This is a genomic window from Desulfurivibrio nitratireducens, from assembly GCF_044068515.1.
Lineage (GTDB): Bacteria > Desulfobacterota > Desulfobulbia > Desulfobulbales > Desulfurivibrionaceae > Desulfurivibrio.
Genome location: NZ_JBIPKI010000002.1, coordinates 54,697 through 72,827 on the forward strand (window position 1 = coordinate 54,697; position 18,131 = coordinate 72,827).

Here is an 18,131-nt window from a genome sequence, read left to right on the forward strand (position 1 = left end):
ACAATTGCATCGCAAGGTGGTTCTTGGAGCGGTCCAGCATGTCGGGCCGGGGTAAATTCTGCCAGGAGATTGAAACCATGCCTGTTTACGTCTGGAAAGGGATCAATTCGTACGGGGAAAAACGCAAGGGCAAGCTGGAAGCGCCCAGCGAAGCGGCTGCCCAGTCTCACCTTAAAAGGATGAGGGTTACCGCCTCCATGCTTAAGGAGGCGCCCAAGAACCTGCTTGCTGATATTGCATTTTTTCAGCCCAAGGTTACCGGCAAGGACGTGGTTATTTTCACCCGGCAGCTTTCAACCATGATCGATGCCGGCCTCCCTTTGGTGCAGAGCCTGCAGATTCTTGGCGAACAGCAGGAAAATCCCACCTTCAAGAAGGTGCTGCGGGCCATCCGCGCCGATGTCGAATCCGGCTCCACCTTCGCCGATGCGATGAAAAAGCATCCGACTATTTTTGATACCCTCTATTGCAACATGGTGGAGGCCGGGGAGGTCGGCGGGATCCTGGATACCATCTGCGCCCGCCTGGCCACTTTCATGGAAAAAAGCCAGGCCCTCAAAAAAAAGGTCAAGGGGGCCATGACCTATCCGGTTATCTGTGTCTGCATTTCCTTGATCGTGCTGGCGGTGATGCTGATCTTCGTGGTTCCGGTGTTTGAAGAAATGTTCGCCGATTTCGGCTCGGCCCTGCCTGGCCCCACCCAGATGGTGGTCAACATGAGCGCCTTCGCCCAGAGCAATTTCCATTATATGCTGGGGGCGCTGTTCCTCTCTATTTACGGGTTTAAAAAAGTTTACCGGACCGAAAAGGGCCAGGAAAAGATCGACGAAATAATGCTCCGTATGCCCGTCATCGGCACCCTGCTGCGCCGGGTGGCGGTGGCCAAGTTCTCCCGGACCCTGGGCACCATGCTGCAAAGCGGGGTGCCGATCCTGGAATCCCTCAGAGTGGTGGCCCGCACCGCCGGCAACAAGGTGGTCGAAAAGGCGGTCTTTCGGGTGACCGACAGCATCAGTGAAGGTCGGCCCCTGGCGGACCCTTTGGCCGAGACCGGGGTTTTTCCGGCGATGGTGGTTCAGATGATCAATGTCGGTGAATCCTCCGGGGCCTTGGATACGATGCTGATCAAGATCGCCGATTTTTACGATGAAGAGGTGGATCAGGCGGTGGATAATTTAACCGCTTCGATCGAGCCCTTGATGATGGTGTTTTTGGGCGGGATGATCGGCGGCCTGGTGGTCGCCATGTATCTGCCGATTTTCGGCATGGCCGCGGCCATTGGCTAAAACCCCTGAGCCCGGGTTGTTTGATCCCCGAGGATCTGACCGATTTACGCTTTGCTTCGCAGTTCCCGCCGCTGCCGGTCAGGTGGTGGGATTTGAGCGGTCCGAGAAGCGGAACGTCTTAATTTTGCAAAAACAAGCAGTTAAATACCAAGGAGAAGGAGATGGGTGAAATTATCGGAGTTCTGGGGCGTGAGGTAATTGATTCGCGGGGCAATCCCACCGTGGAGGTCGAGGTTCACCTGGACACGGGAGTCGGCGGCCGGGCCCTGGTTCCCTCGGGCGCCTCCACCGGCAGCCGCGAGGCCCTCGAACTGCGGGACACCCGTAAGAAACGCTACCTCGGCAAAGGGGTGGAAACAGCGGTGGCCAACGTCAACAACGTGATCGGTCCGGCCCTGGTGGGCCTCGAATCCACCGAGCAGGTCCTGCTGGATCAGATTATGCTGGAACTGGACGGTACCGCCAACAAGAAGAAGCTTGGGGCCAACGCCATCCTTGGGGTTTCCATGGCCGTGGCCCGGGCTTCGGCCGAGGATGTGGGCCTGCCCCTTTACAGCTATCTGGGCGGGGTCAACGCCAAGGTGCTGCCGGTTCCGATGATGAATGTCCTCAACGGCGGGGCCCATGCCGATAACAATGTCGACGTGCAGGAATTCATGATCATGCCCCTGGGCGCCCCCAGCTTCAAAGAAGCTCTGCGGATGGGAGTGGAGACCTTCCATACCCTGAAGGCGGTCCTCAAAAAAGCGGGACACCAGACGGCGGTGGGCGATGAGGGCGGCTTCGCCCCCAACCTCAGGTCCAATGAAGAAGCGATGGAGTCGCTGTTGGAGGCCATCGTCAAGGCGGGCTACCGCCCCGGCCAGGATATCGCCATCGCCCTGGATGTGGCCGCCAGCGAACTCTACGATGCCAAGGGCAAGTGCTATGTCCTGGCCGCCGAGCAAAAACCGAAGAAAACAGCCGCTGAACTGATCAAGCTTTATGCTTCCTGGGTCAAGAAATATCCCCTGGTTTCCATAGAAGACGGGCTGGCAGAGGGCGACTGGGCCGGCTGGAAAACCATGACCGAGGAACTGGGTAACCAGGTTCAGATCGTCGGCGATGATATTTTTGTCACCAATACGGCTATTCTGGCCAAAGGAATCAAGCAGGGAGTGGCCAACTCGATCTTGATCAAGCTCAACCAGATCGGCAGTTTGACCGAGACCATCGACGCGGTCAGCATGGCCCAGCGAGCCGGCTATACGGCCGTGATCTCTCACCGTTCCGGCGAAACCGAGGATACCACCATCGCCGATTTGAGCGTGGCTCTCAACACCGGCCAGATTAAGACCGGGGCGCCTTCCCGCACCGATCGGGTGGCCAAGTACAATCAATTGCTGCGGATCGAGGAAGAACTGGGGGCAACGGCCCGCTTTGCCGGCCAGACCGCTTTGCAACTTAATTCTTGACAAAACGAGGTTATCTTGCTTTTTTGGCCAGGCTGATCCGGCCCTGCTCAAGGGTCGGCAACCTGGCCGGCCCGTAAGCCCCGCCGGGGTTATGCCGGAGCTTGCCCCGGTGGTAGTTACGGTCTTAATTTGTCGACGATTATTACAGAAAACGGGAGGGCCTGATGACCCTGACCAAGGCGGATCTGATTCAGAAAGTCTACCGGCAGCACGACTTGACCAAGACCCAGGCCACCGAAGTGGTGGAAGCCTTTCTGGGGATCGCCAAACGCTCCCTCCAGGAGGGGGAGGATTTGCTGCTCAGCGGCTTCGGCAAATTCAACGTCAAACAGAAAAATTCCCGCCGGGGCCGCAATCCACAGACCGGCGCCGAGTTGCTTCTGGCCCCCCGCAAGGTCATAACCTTCAAACCGTCGGGGATCTTGCGCAATCGAATCAACGGGGCGGAATAATAATTCCAGCCCCCTGTCCGGACCCGGTCAACCCGGTGGCAAGTTGTGCCATCGGCGCCGGTTTGACCGGTGAAATCGCGGTTCCTTGCCTATGCCGGCGACGAGATCCCGGCTGGAACTGAACAGGATGCGCCGGCCGCCGGCAAGCTGCCGGGTTTGGCCCCAGTAAATCCGGACCTGGTTAAGCTTTAAGGCGGTATGGGTGTTGGGCTTACATGGTTGTGGCGTTTCCGGCGGCGGAAACGCCAGTTTTTTTTTATCTACGCTGTTTAAAACTCGCGGAGAGAGCAAATGGCGACGTTGACGGAACTGGCCGCCATGGTGGAAGGGGTGGTGGAGGGAGACGGTGAGATCACGATTACCGGCCTTAACGATCTCGAGCGGGCCGGTCCGGGAGAGCTTGCTTTCCTGGCCGATTCGGGCCGGCTTGACAAACTGGAGCGCTGCCGGGCCTCGGCCCTGATCATTTCCCGTACCCGGGTGGAGTTGCCGCAGTTCAACGAAGCAAAAGTTGCCTTGCTCCGGGTAAGCAATCCGTACCTGGCGGCCACCCGAATTCAGAACTTTTTTCTGGCCGCCCCCTTCAAGGCCCTGGGAGTGCACTCCGGCGCGGTGATCGGTGAAAATTGCCGCATCCCGGCGGAAGTCAGCATCGCCGCGGGGGTGATTCTGGGCAACGGCGTTGAGCTTGGCGCCAGGGTACAACTGGCCGCCGGAGCGGTGATCGGCGATAACGCGATTCTCGGCGATGATGTGGTGATCCATCCCAATGTCACGCTTTATCCCCAGACGGTCATCGGCCACCGGGTCATCATTCATGCCGGCAGCGTGATCGGCAGTGATGGCTTCGGCTACGCCACCGATGGAGAGGGCCGGCACCACAAACGCTCGCATCTGGGCCGTGTCCGGATCGAAGATGATGTTGAAATCGGGGCCAATGTCTGTATCGACCGCGGCACTTTCGGCGAGACCCTGATCAAGGCCGGCAGCAAGATTGACAACCTGGTCCAGATCGCCCACAACGTGGAAATCGGTGAAAACTCCCTGGTCGTGGCCCAGGTCGGAATCGCCGGCAGCACCCGGCTGGGCCGCCAGGTAGTGCTGGGTGGCCAGACGGGCGTGGCGGGTCACCTGCAAATTGGCGCCGGAGTAATGGTGGCGGCCAAATCCGGGGTTCACAACAATCAGCCGGCCGGGGCGGTGATCGCCGGGGCACCGGCCATCGATCATAAGAAGTGGCGCCGGAGCATCGTTGCCCTGGCCAGGTTGCCTGAGATGCTGCGGGAATTACGCGATTTACGGCGGCAGTTGACCGAGTTGACGGCGGGTGAGCGCTCCGAAAAGCAGGCTGGCAAGGAGACTGGCAATGAGTGAACAGGAATTGGGCATGTTGGACATCAAGGGGATTCTGGCGGTGCTGCCTCACCGTTATCCCTTTGTTATGGTGGATCGGATTCTGAGCGTGGAGCCGGGCGAGCGGATTCGAGGTTATAAAAACGTCAGCATCAACGAGAATTTTTTCCAGGGCCATTTCCCCGGCGAGCCGGTGATGCCGGGGGTGCTGATCCTGGAAGGGATGGCCCAGACCGGGGCCCTGCTGGCCTATCTCACCGGGGGCGAGGATATTGCCGGCAAACTGGTCTATTTTGCCGGCATCGACGGCGCCAAGTTCCGCCGCAAAGTGGTGCCCGGCGATCAGCTGGTCTACGAACTGGCGGTCAAGAAACGCAAGAGCCGTTTCTGGATTATGGAAGGCCGGGCTTACGTGGATGATGTCCTGGCCACCGAGGCCCAGCTGATGGCCACTTTTGCTTAACATGGGGCCAAGGGGCAGGGAATAAAACCGCGCCTGCCCCCGGGTTTTGCCCGGGCTCGCCGTTCATTCTGAATCCGGCTCCGCCGGGCGCCCTGGATTCCAAACTTTTAACCTGACCAACTTGAGGCGGCTGGAGGCCGCATTATGAATATTCATCCCACCGCATTAATCGATCCCGGCGCCGAACTGGATCAGACGGTCAGCGTCGGTCCCTATACCGTCATCGGCTCCGGGGTCAGAATCGGGGCCCGGACGGAAATCGGGGCCCACTGCACCCTGAGCGGCCCCACCCTGATCGGCGAGGGCAATAAAATCGGCCCTTTCGCCACGGTGGGCGCGCCCCCGCAGGATCTCAAGTACAAGGGAGAGCCCACTGAACTGATCATCGGCAACGACAATGTGATCCGCGAATATGTCTCCATCCACCGCGGTACCGCTTCCGGCCTCGGTCATACCCGGATCGGAGACCAGTGCCTGCTGATGGCCTATGTCCATATCGCCCACGACTGCACCCTGGGCAACGGGGTCATCATGGCCAACGCCGTTACCCTGGCCGGTCATGTCAGTATCGAGGACCGGTCGATCATCGGCGGGCTTACCGCGATCCAACAGTTTGTCCGGGTCGGAACCTTTGCCTATATCGGCGGAATGTCCGGTCTGAGTAAAGATGTTCCGCCCTATGTGGTGATGGCCGGAATCCGCAAGCAGATGCGGATCAGCGGGATCAACCATATCGGTCTGCGCCGGGCCGGCTGCCCCCCTGAGAACATTCGGGGCTTGCAGGCCGCTTTCAAGATTATCTTTCGCACCCCCGAACTGCTCCTCCAGGAAGCTCTGGACCATACCCTGGCCCAGGTCGATGACTGCGCCGAGGTTCGCCACCTGGTGGGCTTCTTTCGAACCTCCAGGCAAGGGGTGCTCCGCCAGGTTGGCGAAGACGATGACTAAACTGGGAATCATCGCCGGCGGCGGCCAGTTTCCTCTCCTGGTGGCCCGGGCCGCCAGAGAAAACGGGCGCCAAACGGTGGTGATCGCCCATCGGGGTGAAACCTCGCCGGAAGTGGAAACCGCCGCCGATGCCTGCCTCTGGATCAAGTTGGGCCAGCTGCAGAAAGTGCTGGACTTTTTCCATCGTCAGGGGGTCCGGGAATGCGTGTTTGCCGGGACCATCACCAAAACCAGGATTTTCCGCGATGTCTGGCCGGATTTCAAGGCTCTGGGTCTCTGGCGCCGCATCGATGCCCGCCAGGATGACGCCATTCTGCGGGCCCTGGCGGGACTGCTGGCCGAAGAGGGCATCGAAGTGGTGGCCTCCACCCTCTACCTGGACAAACTGCTTTTTCCGGCCGGGATTCTGAGCCGGCGCCAGCCCGACGCCGAACAGTTGGAAGATGTTCGTTTCGGGTGGCGCATCGCCCGGGCGGTCGGGGATCTCGATATCGGCCAGTGCGTGGTGGTACGGGACCGGGCGGTGCTGGCGGTGGAGGCCATCGAGGGGACCGACGCCGCCATCCGCCGGGGGGGAGAACTGGCCGGCGAAAAGGCGGTGGTGGTCAAGGTCAAAAAGCCGAGCCAGGATTTTCGTTTTGACCTGCCGGCCATCGGCCCCCAAACCATCGCCGGGATGGCCGCGGTCAAGGCGGAGGTGCTGGCGGTGGAAGCCGGCCAGGCCCTGTTTTTCGACCCCGAGGAAGCCCTCCGGCTGGCCGACCGGGCCGGAATCGTGGTCATGGGAGTTGAGGCGGACAGCAGCGGCGGCCCGCGCCTCTAAGCCATGCTGTCATTAAGGCCATGGTCCGAGCCCCCGCCTTTTGGACGGACAATTAAGTTCCCCTCCTGGATGGGAGTGAGTTGAGCGTGCAAGCCATGATTCTTGCCGCCGGCCTGGGAACCAGGCTGCGGCCCCATACCCTGCGGCGGCCTAAACCCCTGTTTCCGATCCTCGATCGGCCTCTGTTGCTGAGGATCATCGCCGATCTGCGCCGGGCCGGTTACCGCCGGATCGTGGTCAACGCCTTTCATCTCCGGGAACAGATCGCGTCTCTGCTGGCGGGAGCAACCGACCTGGAAGTCCAGCTTGAAGAGCGGGAGTTGGGCACCGGCGGGGGCTTGCGCCTGGCCCGGCCGCGTTTCACCGCCGAGCCGGTTCTGGTGGTCAACGGTGATATCTGGCATGATATCGACTATTGTGCAGTGATGGCCCAGCATCTGGCAGCCGGCAACGATGCCACCCTGGTACTCCACGACCAGCCTCGTTTCAACAAGGTACTGCTGACCCCCGACCTGGCGGTCCGCTCCTTTGCCGCCACGGACGCTGACTTGGCGGGGGCGGGGGAGGGGGCCCGCCTGTTGGCCTTCACCGGGATCCAGGTGGTAGATCCTGCCCTGCTGGACTTGATTCCCGAGGGCCTCTTTTACCACAGCATCGACTGGTACCACCAGTTGATCCGCCTGGGCTACCGGGTCCAGGCGATGGTGGCGGTCAATCACTGCTGGACCGATATGGGCACCCCGGCGGATTACCTCGATCTTCATGCCAGACTGTTGGGCTTCGGGGCAAAAGGGCGCGGTAAGCCGACCCATGTTGGCACCGGACCGGTGATTGTCCCACCTGGAGCGGCTCCTTTTTTCCTCGGCAAGCAGGTCCGGCGGGAGGCGGGGGTTGAATTCGCCGACTGGGTGGTGGTGGGCAGCCGGGCGGTCCTGGCCAGGAGCGTCAAGCTCCGCCGTTGCGTGGTCTGGGACCACGTCGAAGTTCCAGCCGGGACCATCGCGGAGGATACGATTTTTTCCGGTTAAAGTTGTTTTAAGGTCGGGTGAACAGGCCGGCCCCAAGTCTGTCCAGGGTTGATAATGGAACTTGCCGCAACCGAGCGTCTGCTGCGCCAGGCGGGTTATGCCCGGCGGGGCTTGCAAGCGGTGACGGTCCTGGCCGGCGACGGCTCGGATCGTCTTTTGTACCGGTGCCGCTTTGCCCAAGACCCCTCGGTCGTATTGATTATGCCGCCGGGCCGGAGCTCGCGGGAGCTGGCCGAGGCCGCCTCCTGCGCCGCCATCGGCCGCCACCTGTCAGCGGCCGGAGTGCCGGTGCCGGCAATCCATGGTTATGATCCCGTCAGTGGAGCAGTGGTCATGGAAGATCTGGGCGATCTCCTCCTCCATGCCCGTTTGCAGCAGAACCCGGACCCCGCCGAAATCGAGGCCCTTTACCGCCAGGCCCTGACCGCCCTGCTGCAACTCCAGGTCACGGCCCGCTCCGGGTTCTCCCCCGCATTCTGCTGGGACACCCCTCGCTATGATCGTGACCTGATGCTGGCCCGGGAGTCCGGCTACTTTTACCAGGCCCTGGTGCGGGAATGGCTGGGGCAGGGCCCGATGGGCCCGGAACTGGCGGCGGAATTCGCCCGGCTGGCCGATCGGGCCGGAGCTGAACCGGCCGACTTCATCCTCCACCGGGACTACCAGTGCCGCAATCTGATGCTGAGCCAGGGACGGATCAGAATCATCGACTTTCAGGGGGCCCGTTTCGGTCCCCTGGGCTACGACCTGGCCGCCCTGCTTTACGATCCCTATGCCGCCCTGACTCCGGCGTTGCGCGAGGCTTTGCTCGCTTTTTACCTGGAGGAGGCCGGTCGGATGATGGCCGGCTTCGATCGGGAGGCCTTCCGCCGGGGCTGGTATTTCCTCGCCCTGCAGCGCAACCTGCAAATTATGGGGGCCTTCGCCTTTTTAACCCGCCGGAAGGGCAAGGTTTTTTTTCGCGCTTATCTGCAACCCGCGGCCGCGCAGCTGTTGAGCCTGCTGGCCGCTCCCGGCGGGGAAAATTTTCCCGTGCTGCAAAATCTGGCGGCCAAGGTGGACCAGGAACTGAGCCGTGCGAGGTCCCGGGAATAAGGAACGGAGCGGGCCAAATCCCGCCGCCGGCCGGTTTATGATTTCAGTGAGGTAGGGCAGCAAGCGGACCAACGGTTTTCCGGGCCTCGGATTGTTTTCTCCGGGGCTTCCCAGCTCTTTGGCAGCCAATCGTTGCCCGCATTAATGGGCAACATTTCAGGAAAAGGATTATGAAAAAAACAAACAGGCAGCCGGAAACTTTCAGCAGTGGTTATTTGCCCCTGGTGGCCCTGGTGGGGCGCCCCAATGTGGGCAAATCGAGCCTGTTCAACCGGATCGCCGGTTCCCGCAAGGCTATTGTCGATCCCACCCCGGGGGTGACCCGGGACCGCCATTTTGCAAAGGTTACCTGGAACGAGCGCAGCTTTATGCTGATCGATACCGGCGGCCTGGAAAGCGGCGATGGTTCGGAGATTAACCGGCTGATCCAAGAACAGACCCGCCAGGCGGTGGCCGAGGCCGAGGTGGTTCTCCTGCTTCTGGACGGCCGGGAGGGAATTTTGCCCGATGATCGGGAAGTGGTGGAGATCCTCCGACGCTCGGGCAAAAAAGTTCATTACCTGGTCAACAAGATCGATGCGCCCGAGCAGGCCGCCAAGCTGCTGCCGCCTTTTTACGAGCTGGGGGTGGCTGAAATCCTCCCCCTTTCCGCCGCCCACGGCCTGGGCCTGAGCGAGGTGCTCGACCGGGTCATCGCCGATCTGCCTCCCCCGGAACCGGAAGTGGCCCCGGATCCCGACACTCCGGCTCCCATTCGGATGGCCTTCATTGGCCGGCCCAACGTGGGCAAGTCGTCCCTGATCAATCGCCTGCTCGGCGAGGAGCGGATGGTGGTTTCCAATCTGCCCGGCACCACCCGCGATTCGGTGGACACCGAACTCCAGCGGCAGGGCAAAAAATACCTGCTGATCGATACCGCCGGGATCAGGCGCAAGGGCAAGGTCAGCGAACGGGTGGAAAAATTCAGTGTGGTTCGGGCCCTGCATACCCTGGAGCGCTGCGACCTGGCCCTGATCGTTATCGACGCCGAGGAAGGGGTGACCGAACAGGATACCAAGATCATCGGCTATGGCCTGGAGCGGGGGCGAGCCTGCCTGATCCTGCTCAACAAGTGGGATTTGATCCAGAACGACCGCAAAAGACAGCAGCACCTGCTTGACGAGGTGGAGCGGGCCGTTCATTTTGCCGGGTTTGCCCCGGTGCACAAAGTCTCGGCCCTCACCGGGATCGGAGTCGGTAAACTCTTCCCCCTGATCGACAAGGTTTACGAGCAATACAGCCGCAAGTTCGGCACCCCCCGCCTCAACCGCATTCTCCAGGAGGCGGTTGAGGCCCACCCCCCGTCCCTGCACAAGGGCCGCCGAATAAAGCTTTACTATGTCACCCAGATTGCCAGCCAGCCGCCGACCCTGATTGTCTTCGCCAACGATCCCAAGGGCATTCATTTCTCTTATTCCCGCTTCCTGGTCAATCGTTTTCGCGAGGCTCTGGGAATGGACCAGGTGCCGCTGCGGATTTTCTTCCGCCAAAGACAGCGCCGGGGCGAACCGGGTTGATGGCGGCAGACGGCCCCAGGCCTCCGCAAAGAGGTCGAATCAGGGTAATTTCTTTAAACACCGGGCAAACTGCTCCCTGGCATGCTTAGCAACATCATGGAAACTGAAGCACGTCATGAACTGATTGCCGATGAATGCCTGCTCATCGGCCATGCCGGGGAAATTCCCGAAATCGCCTATTACGGTTCCCTTTATTACCTCGGGGAAGACCCCGAAGGTCCCGCGCTTCTGTTGACCCCGGCGGAACTGGCCGCCCTGCAGGCGCAGGTCATTTCCCGCTACCGGGAAATCATGCTGCGTGATCTGAATCCGGCCAACCGGGGTTTGCCGGTCTATCGGGGGATCCGCCGGGTTATCTGGAACTGGGAGCGGTTGGGCAAATTTCTGCGTCGCCACGGCTTGCCGCCCCATCCGGAGCTGGAACAGGAGATGAAGGCGGCCTTGCAGGCTTTTCTGGCTAATGAGTTGCAGGAGGTCAGATCCGGGGCTTCGAGATCATGCCTCAATTGTACGGTCGCCCAACTAACTGATTTTTTGAAAATTTTCCAATTAGGTCAGGGTCCGGAGGCCCAGGACTGGCTGGCTCTTTGCTGTCGTTAGCGGAACGTTCTCCGCGACCTGATCAATCAAACGGCGCTACGAAAATGTTCAAATCCGAGCTGATCAAGGGGGCGGCGGATGCTCCCGGGGTTTACCTGATGCGGGATGCCGCCGGCCAGGTGCTTTACGTCGGCAAGGCGGTCAGTCTGCGCAAGCGCCTGCTCTCCTATACCCGGATCGACCAGGACGGGGCCCGCAGCAAAACCGCGGTAATGCTGAGCAAAGTGGTCAGAGTGGACACCATGCTCACCCGCACCGAGAAGGAGGCCCTGATCCTCGAGGCCGGCCTGATCAAACAGCATCGTCCCCGCTACAACGTTATTCTGCGGGATGACAAAAGCTACCCTCACCTCAAGGTTACGGTGCAGGAAGAATGGCCCCGGCTGCTGATGACCAGGCGGGTAAGCAAGGACGGGGCCCGCTACTTCGGGCCCTATGCCTCGCCGGCGGCCATGTGGGAAACCCTGCGCCTGCTCAACAACCTTTTCCCTCTGCGGCGCTGCAAGGGCGAAAAGTTGCCCCCCGGGCAGCGGGCCTGCCTCAATTACCAGATGGAGCGCTGCCCCGGACCCTGTATCGGCGCAATCACCCCGGCGGAATACCGGCAAAGGGTGGCCCAGGTCCTGGCCGTCCTCGAGGGCCGCCAACGGGAGTTGACCCGAAACCTGGAGTTGCGAATGAACTCCGCGGCGGCCGCCCTGCGCTTCGAGGAGGCGGCGTTGCTGCGCGATCAGGTGCGGGCCTTGCATCAGACCCTGGAAAAGCAGGTGGTGTTGAGCCGGCAGGGCGGCGACCAAGATGTTTTCGGCTTTGCCCGCCGGGAAGGGCAGGTGGCGGTGGCCCTGCTCTTCATTCGTGAAGGTGCCCTGGCCGATAAGCGGGAATTTGTCCTCGATGAACCTTTGGATGATGACGGCGAAGTCCTGGCCGAATTGATCCAACGCTTTTACGAACCGGCCCAACGTCTGATCCCCCGCCGGATCCTGCTGCCCTTTGCCGTTGCCGGAGCCGCCGCCCTGGCCGAATGGCTGACGGAAAAGCGACCGGGACCGGTCCGGTTGGCGGTGCCCCAGCGGGGGGACAAAAAGGCCCTGGTGAGCATGGCCGCCGACAATGCCGCCCAGGTCCTGGTTGAGCAGCAGCAGCGCCGGGACGGCTGGGAGCGGCTGGCCGACTCCATTCAGCGCAGCCTGCAGTTGGCGGCCCCGCCCCGGCGGGTCGAGTGCCTGGATATTTCCAACCTCGGCGGCCGCGAGGCCGTGGGCTCGCTGGTCTCCTTTCACCAGGGGGTCAAGGAACCCTCCCGCTACCGCCGTTTCCGGATTCGCGGCCAGGATACCCCCGACGATTATGCCATGATGCGGGAAGTGTTGCTCCGCCACCTGACTCGAGCCGGCGCCGAGCAAGTCCTGCCGGACCTCCTGGTCCTGGACGGCGGCAAGGGCCACTTGGGGGTGGCCCAGGCGGTGGTCGCCGAACTAAACCTCCAGGACCCTCCCGCCCTGGCGGCCATTGCCAAGGATCGGCAGGGCGCGGGGGAAAGAATATTCCGGCCCGGCCGGAAAAACCCTCTGGCTTTGCCCTCCCATTCCCCGGTGCTGCTGTTTTTCATGCGAATCCGGGATGAAGCTCACCGTTTCGGTATTACCTTCCATCGCAAGCTCCGCGGCCGAAAACAACTATCCTCGCGCCTGGACCAGGTTCCCGGGGTTGGACCGGCCCGCAAACTGGCGCTGCTGCAAAAGTTCGGCAGCCTGCGGGCCATCGCCACCGCTTCTCCGGCGGAGCTGGCCACGGTGGCCGGCATCGGCCCGGAACTGGCCGTCATCATCCACGCCCATCTTCACTGATCATCCGCTGATTCCGACCGGCTGATTTTTACTACCCGCAAGATGTTGCCCTTGAACTACGCCCTTTATCGATAGTCGACGCTGCTGGGTCAGGCAACGGGCTATTCGGGGCGGTTATCGGTTGCGTTTTGCCGGGCAACAAATTATCTTGCCTTGTTTTGACTGGTAAATAAATTATCAACCTGTTTTGGCAAGGAGCATCCAGCCATGTGGGATTATACGGATAAGGTGCGGGATCATTTCATGAATCCCCGCAATGTCGGCGAGATCCCCGACGCCGACGGGGTCGGTGATGTCGGTTCCCTGGCCTGCGGCGATGCCCTGAAACTCTATTTCAAACTGGGCCCGGACCAGCGAATTGCCGACGCCAAATTCAAGACCTTTGGCTGCGCCAGCGCCATCGCTTCTTCCTCGGCCCTCACCGAAATGATCAAAGGCCTTACCCTTGATGAGGCGGCCAAGATCAGCAACGAAGATATCGCCGAATATCTGGGTGGTTTGCCCAAGGAAAAAATGCATTGCTCGGTGATGGGCCGTGAGGCGCTCGAGGCGGCCATTGCCAATTATCGTGGCATTCCCATCCCCATGGCCCAGGGCGAGGTGGTCTGCGAGTGCTTCGGGGTTACCGATCTCGAGATTCGCCGGGCCATCCAGGAAAGCAAGCTCAAGTCGGTGGAGGAAATCACCAACTTCACCAAGGCCGGCGGCGGTTGCGGCCGCTGCCACGAGCGCCTGGAGGAAATCCTGCGGGAAGAGCGCCGGGAGATCAAGCTGGAACCGGTGCCCGAAACTGGCCGGCGACTGACCAATATCCAGAAAATCAAGATGATCGAGGAATTGTTCGAGCGGGAAATTCGCCCGGCCCTGCGCAAGGACGGCGGCGATATCGAACTGGTCGATCTCGACGGCGACTTTGTCACCGTTGCGTTGCGCGGCGCCTGCGGCACCTGCAAGAAGTCCAAGCTTACCCTCAAGGAATACGTGGAAAAAAAGCTGCGCGAACAGGTGCTGGACAGCCTGATCGTCGAGGAGGCCCGTTAAAATGGCTGATAACCGGTCCGTGGTCTACATGGATAACAACGCCACCACCAAGGTTGACCCCGAAGTGCTGGCGGCGATGCTTCCCTATTTCAGCGAACTCTATGGCAATCCTTCCTCCATGCACCATTTCGGCGGCCAGGTGGGGCGTTCGCTGGCTCGGGCCCGGGAGCAGGTGGCCGGCCTGATCGGGGCCGAGAGCGACGAGATTATCTTCACCAGTTGCGGCACCGAGAGTGATTCCACCGCCATTCTGGCCGCTCTGCAGGCCTTCCCCGAAAAACGCCATATCGTCACCACTCGGGTGGAGCATCCGGCGGTGAAAAATCTCTGCGAACATCTCGACCGCCTCACCGGCCATAAGCACCGGGTCACCCAGCTGCCGGTGGACCGGGACGGACTGCTCGATCTCGAACATTACGAAGCCGCCCTCAGTGATGATACCGCGGTGGTCAGCGTGATGTGGGCCAATAACGAAACCGGGGTGATCTTCCCGGTGGAGGAAATGGCCGGAATAGCCAGAAGCCGGGGTATTCTCTTCCACACCGACGCCGTTCAGGCGGTGGGTAAAATCCCCATTAACCTGGCCGACTCGGCCATTGATTTTCTCTCTGTTTCCGGCCATAAACTGCATGCTCCCAAGGGCATCGGCGCGCTTTATGTGCGCAAGGGTACCCCCTTTGCCCCGCTGGTCATCGGCGGGCACCAGGAAAAGGGCCGGCGGGGCGGCACCGAGAACGTGGCCTCCATAATCGGTCTGGGCAAAGCCTGTGAGTTGGCGCAGGCCCGGATGGCGGAAGAAAACGGCCGGGTGCGGCAGTTGCGGGACAAGCTGGAAGAGGGGTTGCTGAGCCAAATCCCCAGTTCCATGCGCAACGGCCACAAGGAGCAGCGGCTGCCCAATACCACCAATATCAGCTTCGAGTTCGTGGAAGGAGAGGCGATCCTGCTGCATCTCGATCAGTATGGAATCTGCGCCTCATCCGGTTCGGCCTGCACCTCGGGCTCCCTGGAGCCTTCTCATGTCATGCGGGCCATGGGGGTTCCCTTCACCGCCGCCCACGGCTCGGTCCGCCTCAGTCTCAGCGTATACAATACCGAGGCGGAGGTTGACTTCGTGATCGAAAAACTGCCCGGCATCATCGCCAAACTCCGGGAAATGTCGCCTTTCTGGCAAACGAGCCACAAGGGAGCGGTGGGCGGAGCCAGTTGCCCCTGTGAATGTTCCTGAACCAGCGAGGTTTGCATCATGCGGATCGTACCGGCAACCGCCACCATTCTTGATGAACTCGACCGCCAGGACATGGCCCGGCGGATTGAAATCTGCGGCCGGCTCTGCTACAAGAGCGAGGACAAGATCACTGCCGAATCGGCCGAGCCCTTCATCCGCAAGGTGGTCAGCCACGGCCACAACTCGGTAATGGAGATGGCGGCCCTGACTGTGCGGGTACGCTGCGAGACCGAAGCGATCATCGACCAGTTCCTGGCCGCCCTGCCCAAATACCTGCAGATCGACCGGCCGGAAAAGAAGGAAAAAACCCTCCTGATCAGCGGCACCGTCCGAGCCTTCCGGGAAATGTACCAGTCCTGGGCCAATGTCAAGCTGATCAAGGGAGTAACCGCTTACCTGGCCGCCCGGCATCCCCTGTTTTTTTTTGATCTCGGCGGCAAGCGCGGTTTCCTGAACCAGACCGGGGTGGAGGTGGAGAAGCTGAGCCTGGCCGAAGTCGACGCCCTGCCCGCCGATCTCCTGGCCAGACACCGGCATCTCGCGGTGCGCTTCATCACCAACCGAGCCGTCACCCACGAACTGGTCCGTCACCGGCCCTGCTCCTTCCTCCAGGAAAGCCAGCGTTACTGCCGTTACTCCCAGGACAAATTCGGCAACGAAATTACCTTCATCAAGCCGATGTTTTTTAAAGAGGGCAGCGAGGAGTACCGGCTATGGCAACAGGCCATGCTGGAAACCGAGAAGATCTATCTCAAGTTGTTGGAGACCGTCACTCCCCAGGCGGCCCGCACCGTTTTGCCCAACTCCTGCAAGACCGAAATCATTGTTTACGCCAATCTCCTGGAATGGCGGCACATCTTCCGGCTCCGGACCACCCGGGCGGCGGAACCATCCATGCGCGAGGTCATGAACCCGCTGCTGGAACAGATGCAGGAACGCTTTCCCGGCCTCTTCGACGGGATCCAGGGAGAATAGAATTTTCCGCCCGTAGATGTTCCGGGTCGGGGGGATTATTACGGCCTGAGTTCCGGCACCAGGCCCCAAGGTAATTGAAGCGGAAATATTTCCGGCAACCTTTCCATTATCACAACCAACAAGGAGGGAAACAAGATGGCACTCGATCCAACCAAACATGCGGACTGGGAAATCGCGGAAGAGGCGGAAAGCCGCATGAAAACCGTTTACGAGCTCGGTGAAAAGCTCGGCCTCGAAAAGGAGGAACTGCTGCCCCAGGGCCATTACGTGGCCAAGCTCGACTATCGCAAGATTCTCGACCGCCTCAAGGACAAACCCGACGGCAAGTATGTCGATGTCACCGCCATTACCCCCACTCCCCTGGGCGAGGGTAAATCCACCTGCGCCATGGGCCTGGTCCAGGGCCTGGGCAAGCGGGGCAAGTCGGTGATCGGCGCCATTCGCCAGCCCTCCGGCGGTCCGACCATGAACATCAAGGGTTCGGCCGCCGGCGGCGGCCTGGCCCAGTGCATCCCCCTGACTCCTTTCTCCCTGGGGCTCACCGGCGATATCAACGCGATCATGAACGCCCACAACCTGGGCATGGTCGCCCTGACTTCGCGGATGCAGCATGAAGCCAACTATACCGACGAGCAGTTGGCCAAGCGGGGCCTCAAAAGGCTCGATATTCACCCTAAGAAAGTCGAGTTCGGCTGGATCATCGACTTCTGCGCCCAGGCCCTGCGCAACATCACCATCGGCCTGGGGGGCAAGATGGATGGCTACACCATGCAGAGCAAATTCGCCATCGCGGTAAGCTCTGAAATCATGGCGATTCTCTCGGTGGCCCGGGACCTCAGGGACATGCGCGAGCGGATCGGCAAGATCGTGGTGGCTTACGACAAGCAGGACCGGCCCATCACCACCACCGACCTGGACGTGGCCGGGGCCATGACCGCCTGGATGGTGGAGGCCCTCAACCCCAACCTGATGCAGACCCTGGAAGGCCAGCCGGTAGTGGTTCATGCCGGTCCTTTCGCCAATATCGCCATCGGCCAGAGTTCGGTTATAGCCGACCGGGTGGCCTTGAAACTGGCCGACTACAACGTCACCGAGTCGGGTTTCGGAGCCGATATCGGCTTTGAAAAATTCTGGAACCTCAAGTGCCGTTATTCCGGCCTGAAACCCAACTGCGCGGTGGTAGTGGCCACCATCCGGGCCCTCAAGTGCCACGGAGGCGCGCCGATTCCGGTCCCGGGCCGGCCGATGCCGGCTGAGTACGCCAAGGAAAATGTCGGCTGGGTGGAAGAGGGCACCAAGAACCTGCTCCATCACATCGAGACGGTCAAGAAGGCCGGGATCAACCCCGTGGTCTGCATCAACGCCTTCTACACCGACACCGACAACGAGATCAAGGCGGTCCGGCGGCTCTGTGAAGCGGCCGGAGCGCGGGTGGCGGTTTCCAAGCACTGGCAGTACGGGGGCGAAGGCGCCCTGGAATTCGCCGACGCGGTGGTTGACGCCTGCGAGGAAGAGAACAATTTCCGCTTCCTCTACGATCTGGACACCCCGCTGTCCCGTCGGATTGAACTGATCGCCACCGAGGTTTACGGCGCCGACGGGGTCAGCTACTCCCCCGAAGCCCAAGCCATACTGAAGCGGATGGAAGCCGATCCGGAAATGAAGGAGATGGGGACCTGCATGGTCAAGAGTCACCTCTCTCTTTCCCACGATCCGACCCTCAAGGGAGTGCCCAAGGGCTGGACCTTGCCGGTCCGGGACATTCTTACTTACAAGGGCGCCGGCTTCGTCGTCCCGGTGGCCGGGGCCATCAGCCTGATGCCCGGCACCGCCTCCGATCCGGCCTACCGCCGGATCGATGTTGATGTTGAAACCGGCCGGGTCAAGGGCCTCTTCTAGATCCGGAAATTTTTCTCCGGTTGTACCATTTAAAGGGCGTCACGGCCGGCTTCGCCGGGCTGGCGCCCTTTTTTGCTTGA

Annotated in this window: 16 protein-coding genes; all 16 read left to right on the plus strand. The window is 61.0% G+C overall.

Annotated elements, in window-relative coordinates; genetic code table 11:
• Positions 1–77: 77 nt before the first annotated feature.
• The 16 genes from ACHHTY_RS01610 (at position 78) to ACHHTY_RS01685 (ending at position 18,051) form a co-directional block, all read left to right on the plus strand.
• Positions 78–1,286, plus strand: a complete 1,209-nt coding sequence (locus ACHHTY_RS01610) for a type II secretion system F family protein (protein ID WP_395492300.1) — start codon at positions 78–80, stop codon at positions 1,284–1,286.
• A gap of 161 nt (positions 1,287–1,447) precedes the next feature.
• Positions 1,448–2,740 carry a phosphopyruvate hydratase gene (eno, locus tag ACHHTY_RS01615; RefSeq protein WP_395492301.1) on the plus strand — a complete coding sequence of 431 codons (1,293 nt, stop codon included), beginning with the start codon at positions 1,448–1,450 and terminating at the stop codon, positions 2,738–2,740.
• Between the two features lie 164 nt (positions 2,741–2,904).
• Positions 2,905–3,192 carry an integration host factor subunit alpha gene (locus ACHHTY_RS01620; protein WP_395492302.1) on the plus strand — a complete coding sequence of 96 codons (288 nt, stop codon included), beginning with the start codon at positions 2,905–2,907 and terminating at the stop codon, positions 3,190–3,192.
• A 291-nt stretch (positions 3,193–3,483) separates the two neighbouring features.
• Positions 3,484–4,566 (plus strand): UDP-3-O-(3-hydroxymyristoyl)glucosamine N-acyltransferase, encoded by a 1,083-nt coding sequence (gene lpxD / locus ACHHTY_RS01625; protein WP_395492303.1) that lies wholly within the window; start codon positions 3,484–3,486, stop codon positions 4,564–4,566.
• The gene (gene fabZ, locus ACHHTY_RS01630; RefSeq protein WP_395492304.1) at positions 4,559–5,008 is read left to right on the plus strand and encodes a 3-hydroxyacyl-ACP dehydratase FabZ; all 450 of its coding nucleotides are present in this window, start codon (positions 4,559–4,561) and stop codon (positions 5,006–5,008) included. Before lpxD ends, fabZ begins: the two co-directional genes overlap by 8 nt.
• Before the next feature lie 144 nt (positions 5,009–5,152).
• Positions 5,153–5,956 carry an acyl-ACP--UDP-N-acetylglucosamine O-acyltransferase gene (gene lpxA / locus ACHHTY_RS01635; RefSeq protein WP_395492305.1) on the plus strand — a complete coding sequence of 268 codons (804 nt, stop codon included), beginning with the start codon at positions 5,153–5,155 and terminating at the stop codon, positions 5,954–5,956.
• The gene (locus tag ACHHTY_RS01640; protein WP_395492306.1) at positions 5,949–6,779 is read left to right on the plus strand and encodes an LpxI family protein; all 831 of its coding nucleotides are present in this window, start codon (positions 5,949–5,951) and stop codon (positions 6,777–6,779) included. The genes lpxA and ACHHTY_RS01640 overlap by 8 nt, the downstream gene beginning before the upstream one ends.
• 86 nt (positions 6,780–6,865) lie before the next feature.
• Complete coding sequence (locus tag ACHHTY_RS01645; protein WP_395492401.1) at positions 6,866–7,807, plus strand: nucleotidyltransferase family protein; 942 nt, start codon at positions 6,866–6,868, stop codon at positions 7,805–7,807.
• A 54-nt stretch (positions 7,808–7,861) separates the two neighbouring features.
• Positions 7,862–8,902, plus strand: coding sequence for an aminoglycoside phosphotransferase family protein (locus ACHHTY_RS01650; protein WP_395492307.1), 1,041 nt, complete (start codon positions 7,862–7,864; stop codon positions 8,900–8,902).
• 170 nt (positions 8,903–9,072) lie between these two features.
• Entirely contained in the window at positions 9,073–10,458 is a 1,386-nt protein-coding gene (der, locus tag ACHHTY_RS01655) for a ribosome biogenesis GTPase Der (RefSeq protein WP_395492308.1), read from the plus strand.
• Between the two features lie 96 nt (positions 10,459–10,554).
• On the plus strand, positions 10,555–11,058 hold the full coding sequence (locus tag ACHHTY_RS01660; protein ID WP_395492309.1) for a hypothetical protein: 504 nt from the start codon (positions 10,555–10,557) through the stop codon (positions 11,056–11,058).
• Positions 11,059–11,102: 44 nt separating this feature from the next.
• Positions 11,103–12,908 (plus strand): excinuclease ABC subunit UvrC, encoded by a 1,806-nt coding sequence (gene uvrC / locus ACHHTY_RS01665; RefSeq protein WP_395492310.1) that lies wholly within the window; start codon positions 11,103–11,105, stop codon positions 12,906–12,908.
• Positions 12,909–13,115: 207 nt separating this feature from the next.
• Positions 13,116–13,949 carry a Fe-S cluster assembly protein NifU gene (nifU, locus tag ACHHTY_RS01670; protein ID WP_395492311.1) on the plus strand — a complete coding sequence of 278 codons (834 nt, stop codon included), beginning with the start codon at positions 13,116–13,118 and terminating at the stop codon, positions 13,947–13,949.
• Between the two features lies 1 nt (position 13,950).
• Positions 13,951–15,177: a cysteine desulfurase NifS gene (nifS, locus tag ACHHTY_RS01675; protein ID WP_395492312.1), complete on the plus strand. Its 1,227-nt coding sequence runs from the start codon at positions 13,951–13,953 to the stop codon at positions 15,175–15,177.
• Positions 15,178–15,195: 18 nt separating this feature from the next.
• Positions 15,196–16,152: an FAD-dependent thymidylate synthase gene (locus ACHHTY_RS01680; RefSeq protein WP_395492313.1), complete on the plus strand. Its 957-nt coding sequence runs from the start codon at positions 15,196–15,198 to the stop codon at positions 16,150–16,152.
• Between the two features lie 135 nt (positions 16,153–16,287).
• A complete protein-coding gene (locus ACHHTY_RS01685) occupies positions 16,288–18,051 on the plus strand; it encodes a formate--tetrahydrofolate ligase (protein ID WP_395492314.1) in 1,764 nt (587 codons plus the stop codon).
• Positions 18,052–18,131 lie beyond the last annotated feature (80 nt).

What these genes read in the sequence shown, in the direction of transcription:
- ACHHTY_RS01610 (WP_395492300.1), top strand. Translation starts at nt 78, where the DNA reads ATGCCTGTTTACGTCTGGAAAGGGATCAATTCGTACGGGGAAAAACGC.
- eno (WP_395492301.1), top strand. Translation starts at nt 1,448, where the DNA reads ATGGGTGAAATTATCGGAGTTCTGGGGCGTGAGGTAATTGATTCGCGG.
- ACHHTY_RS01620 (WP_395492302.1), top strand. Translation starts at nt 2,905, where the DNA reads ATGACCCTGACCAAGGCGGATCTGATTCAGAAAGTCTACCGGCAGCAC.
- lpxD (WP_395492303.1), top strand. Translation starts at nt 3,484, where the DNA reads ATGGCGACGTTGACGGAACTGGCCGCCATGGTGGAAGGGGTGGTGGAG.
- fabZ (WP_395492304.1), top strand. Translation starts at nt 4,559, where the DNA reads ATGAGTGAACAGGAATTGGGCATGTTGGACATCAAGGGGATTCTGGCG.
- lpxA (WP_395492305.1), top strand. Translation starts at nt 5,153, where the DNA reads ATGAATATTCATCCCACCGCATTAATCGATCCCGGCGCCGAACTGGAT.
- ACHHTY_RS01640 (WP_395492306.1), top strand. Translation starts at nt 5,949, where the DNA reads ATGACTAAACTGGGAATCATCGCCGGCGGCGGCCAGTTTCCTCTCCTG.
- ACHHTY_RS01650 (WP_395492307.1), top strand. Translation starts at nt 7,862, where the DNA reads ATGGAACTTGCCGCAACCGAGCGTCTGCTGCGCCAGGCGGGTTATGCC.
- der (WP_395492308.1), top strand. Translation starts at nt 9,073, where the DNA reads ATGAAAAAAACAAACAGGCAGCCGGAAACTTTCAGCAGTGGTTATTTG.
- ACHHTY_RS01660 (WP_395492309.1), top strand. Translation starts at nt 10,555, where the DNA reads ATGGAAACTGAAGCACGTCATGAACTGATTGCCGATGAATGCCTGCTC.
- uvrC (WP_395492310.1), top strand. Translation starts at nt 11,103, where the DNA reads ATGTTCAAATCCGAGCTGATCAAGGGGGCGGCGGATGCTCCCGGGGTT.
- nifU (WP_395492311.1), top strand. Translation starts at nt 13,116, where the DNA reads ATGTGGGATTATACGGATAAGGTGCGGGATCATTTCATGAATCCCCGC.
- nifS (WP_395492312.1), top strand. Translation starts at nt 13,951, where the DNA reads ATGGCTGATAACCGGTCCGTGGTCTACATGGATAACAACGCCACCACC.
- ACHHTY_RS01680 (WP_395492313.1), top strand. Translation starts at nt 15,196, where the DNA reads ATGCGGATCGTACCGGCAACCGCCACCATTCTTGATGAACTCGACCGC.
- ACHHTY_RS01685 (WP_395492314.1), top strand. Translation starts at nt 16,288, where the DNA reads ATGGCACTCGATCCAACCAAACATGCGGACTGGGAAATCGCGGAAGAG.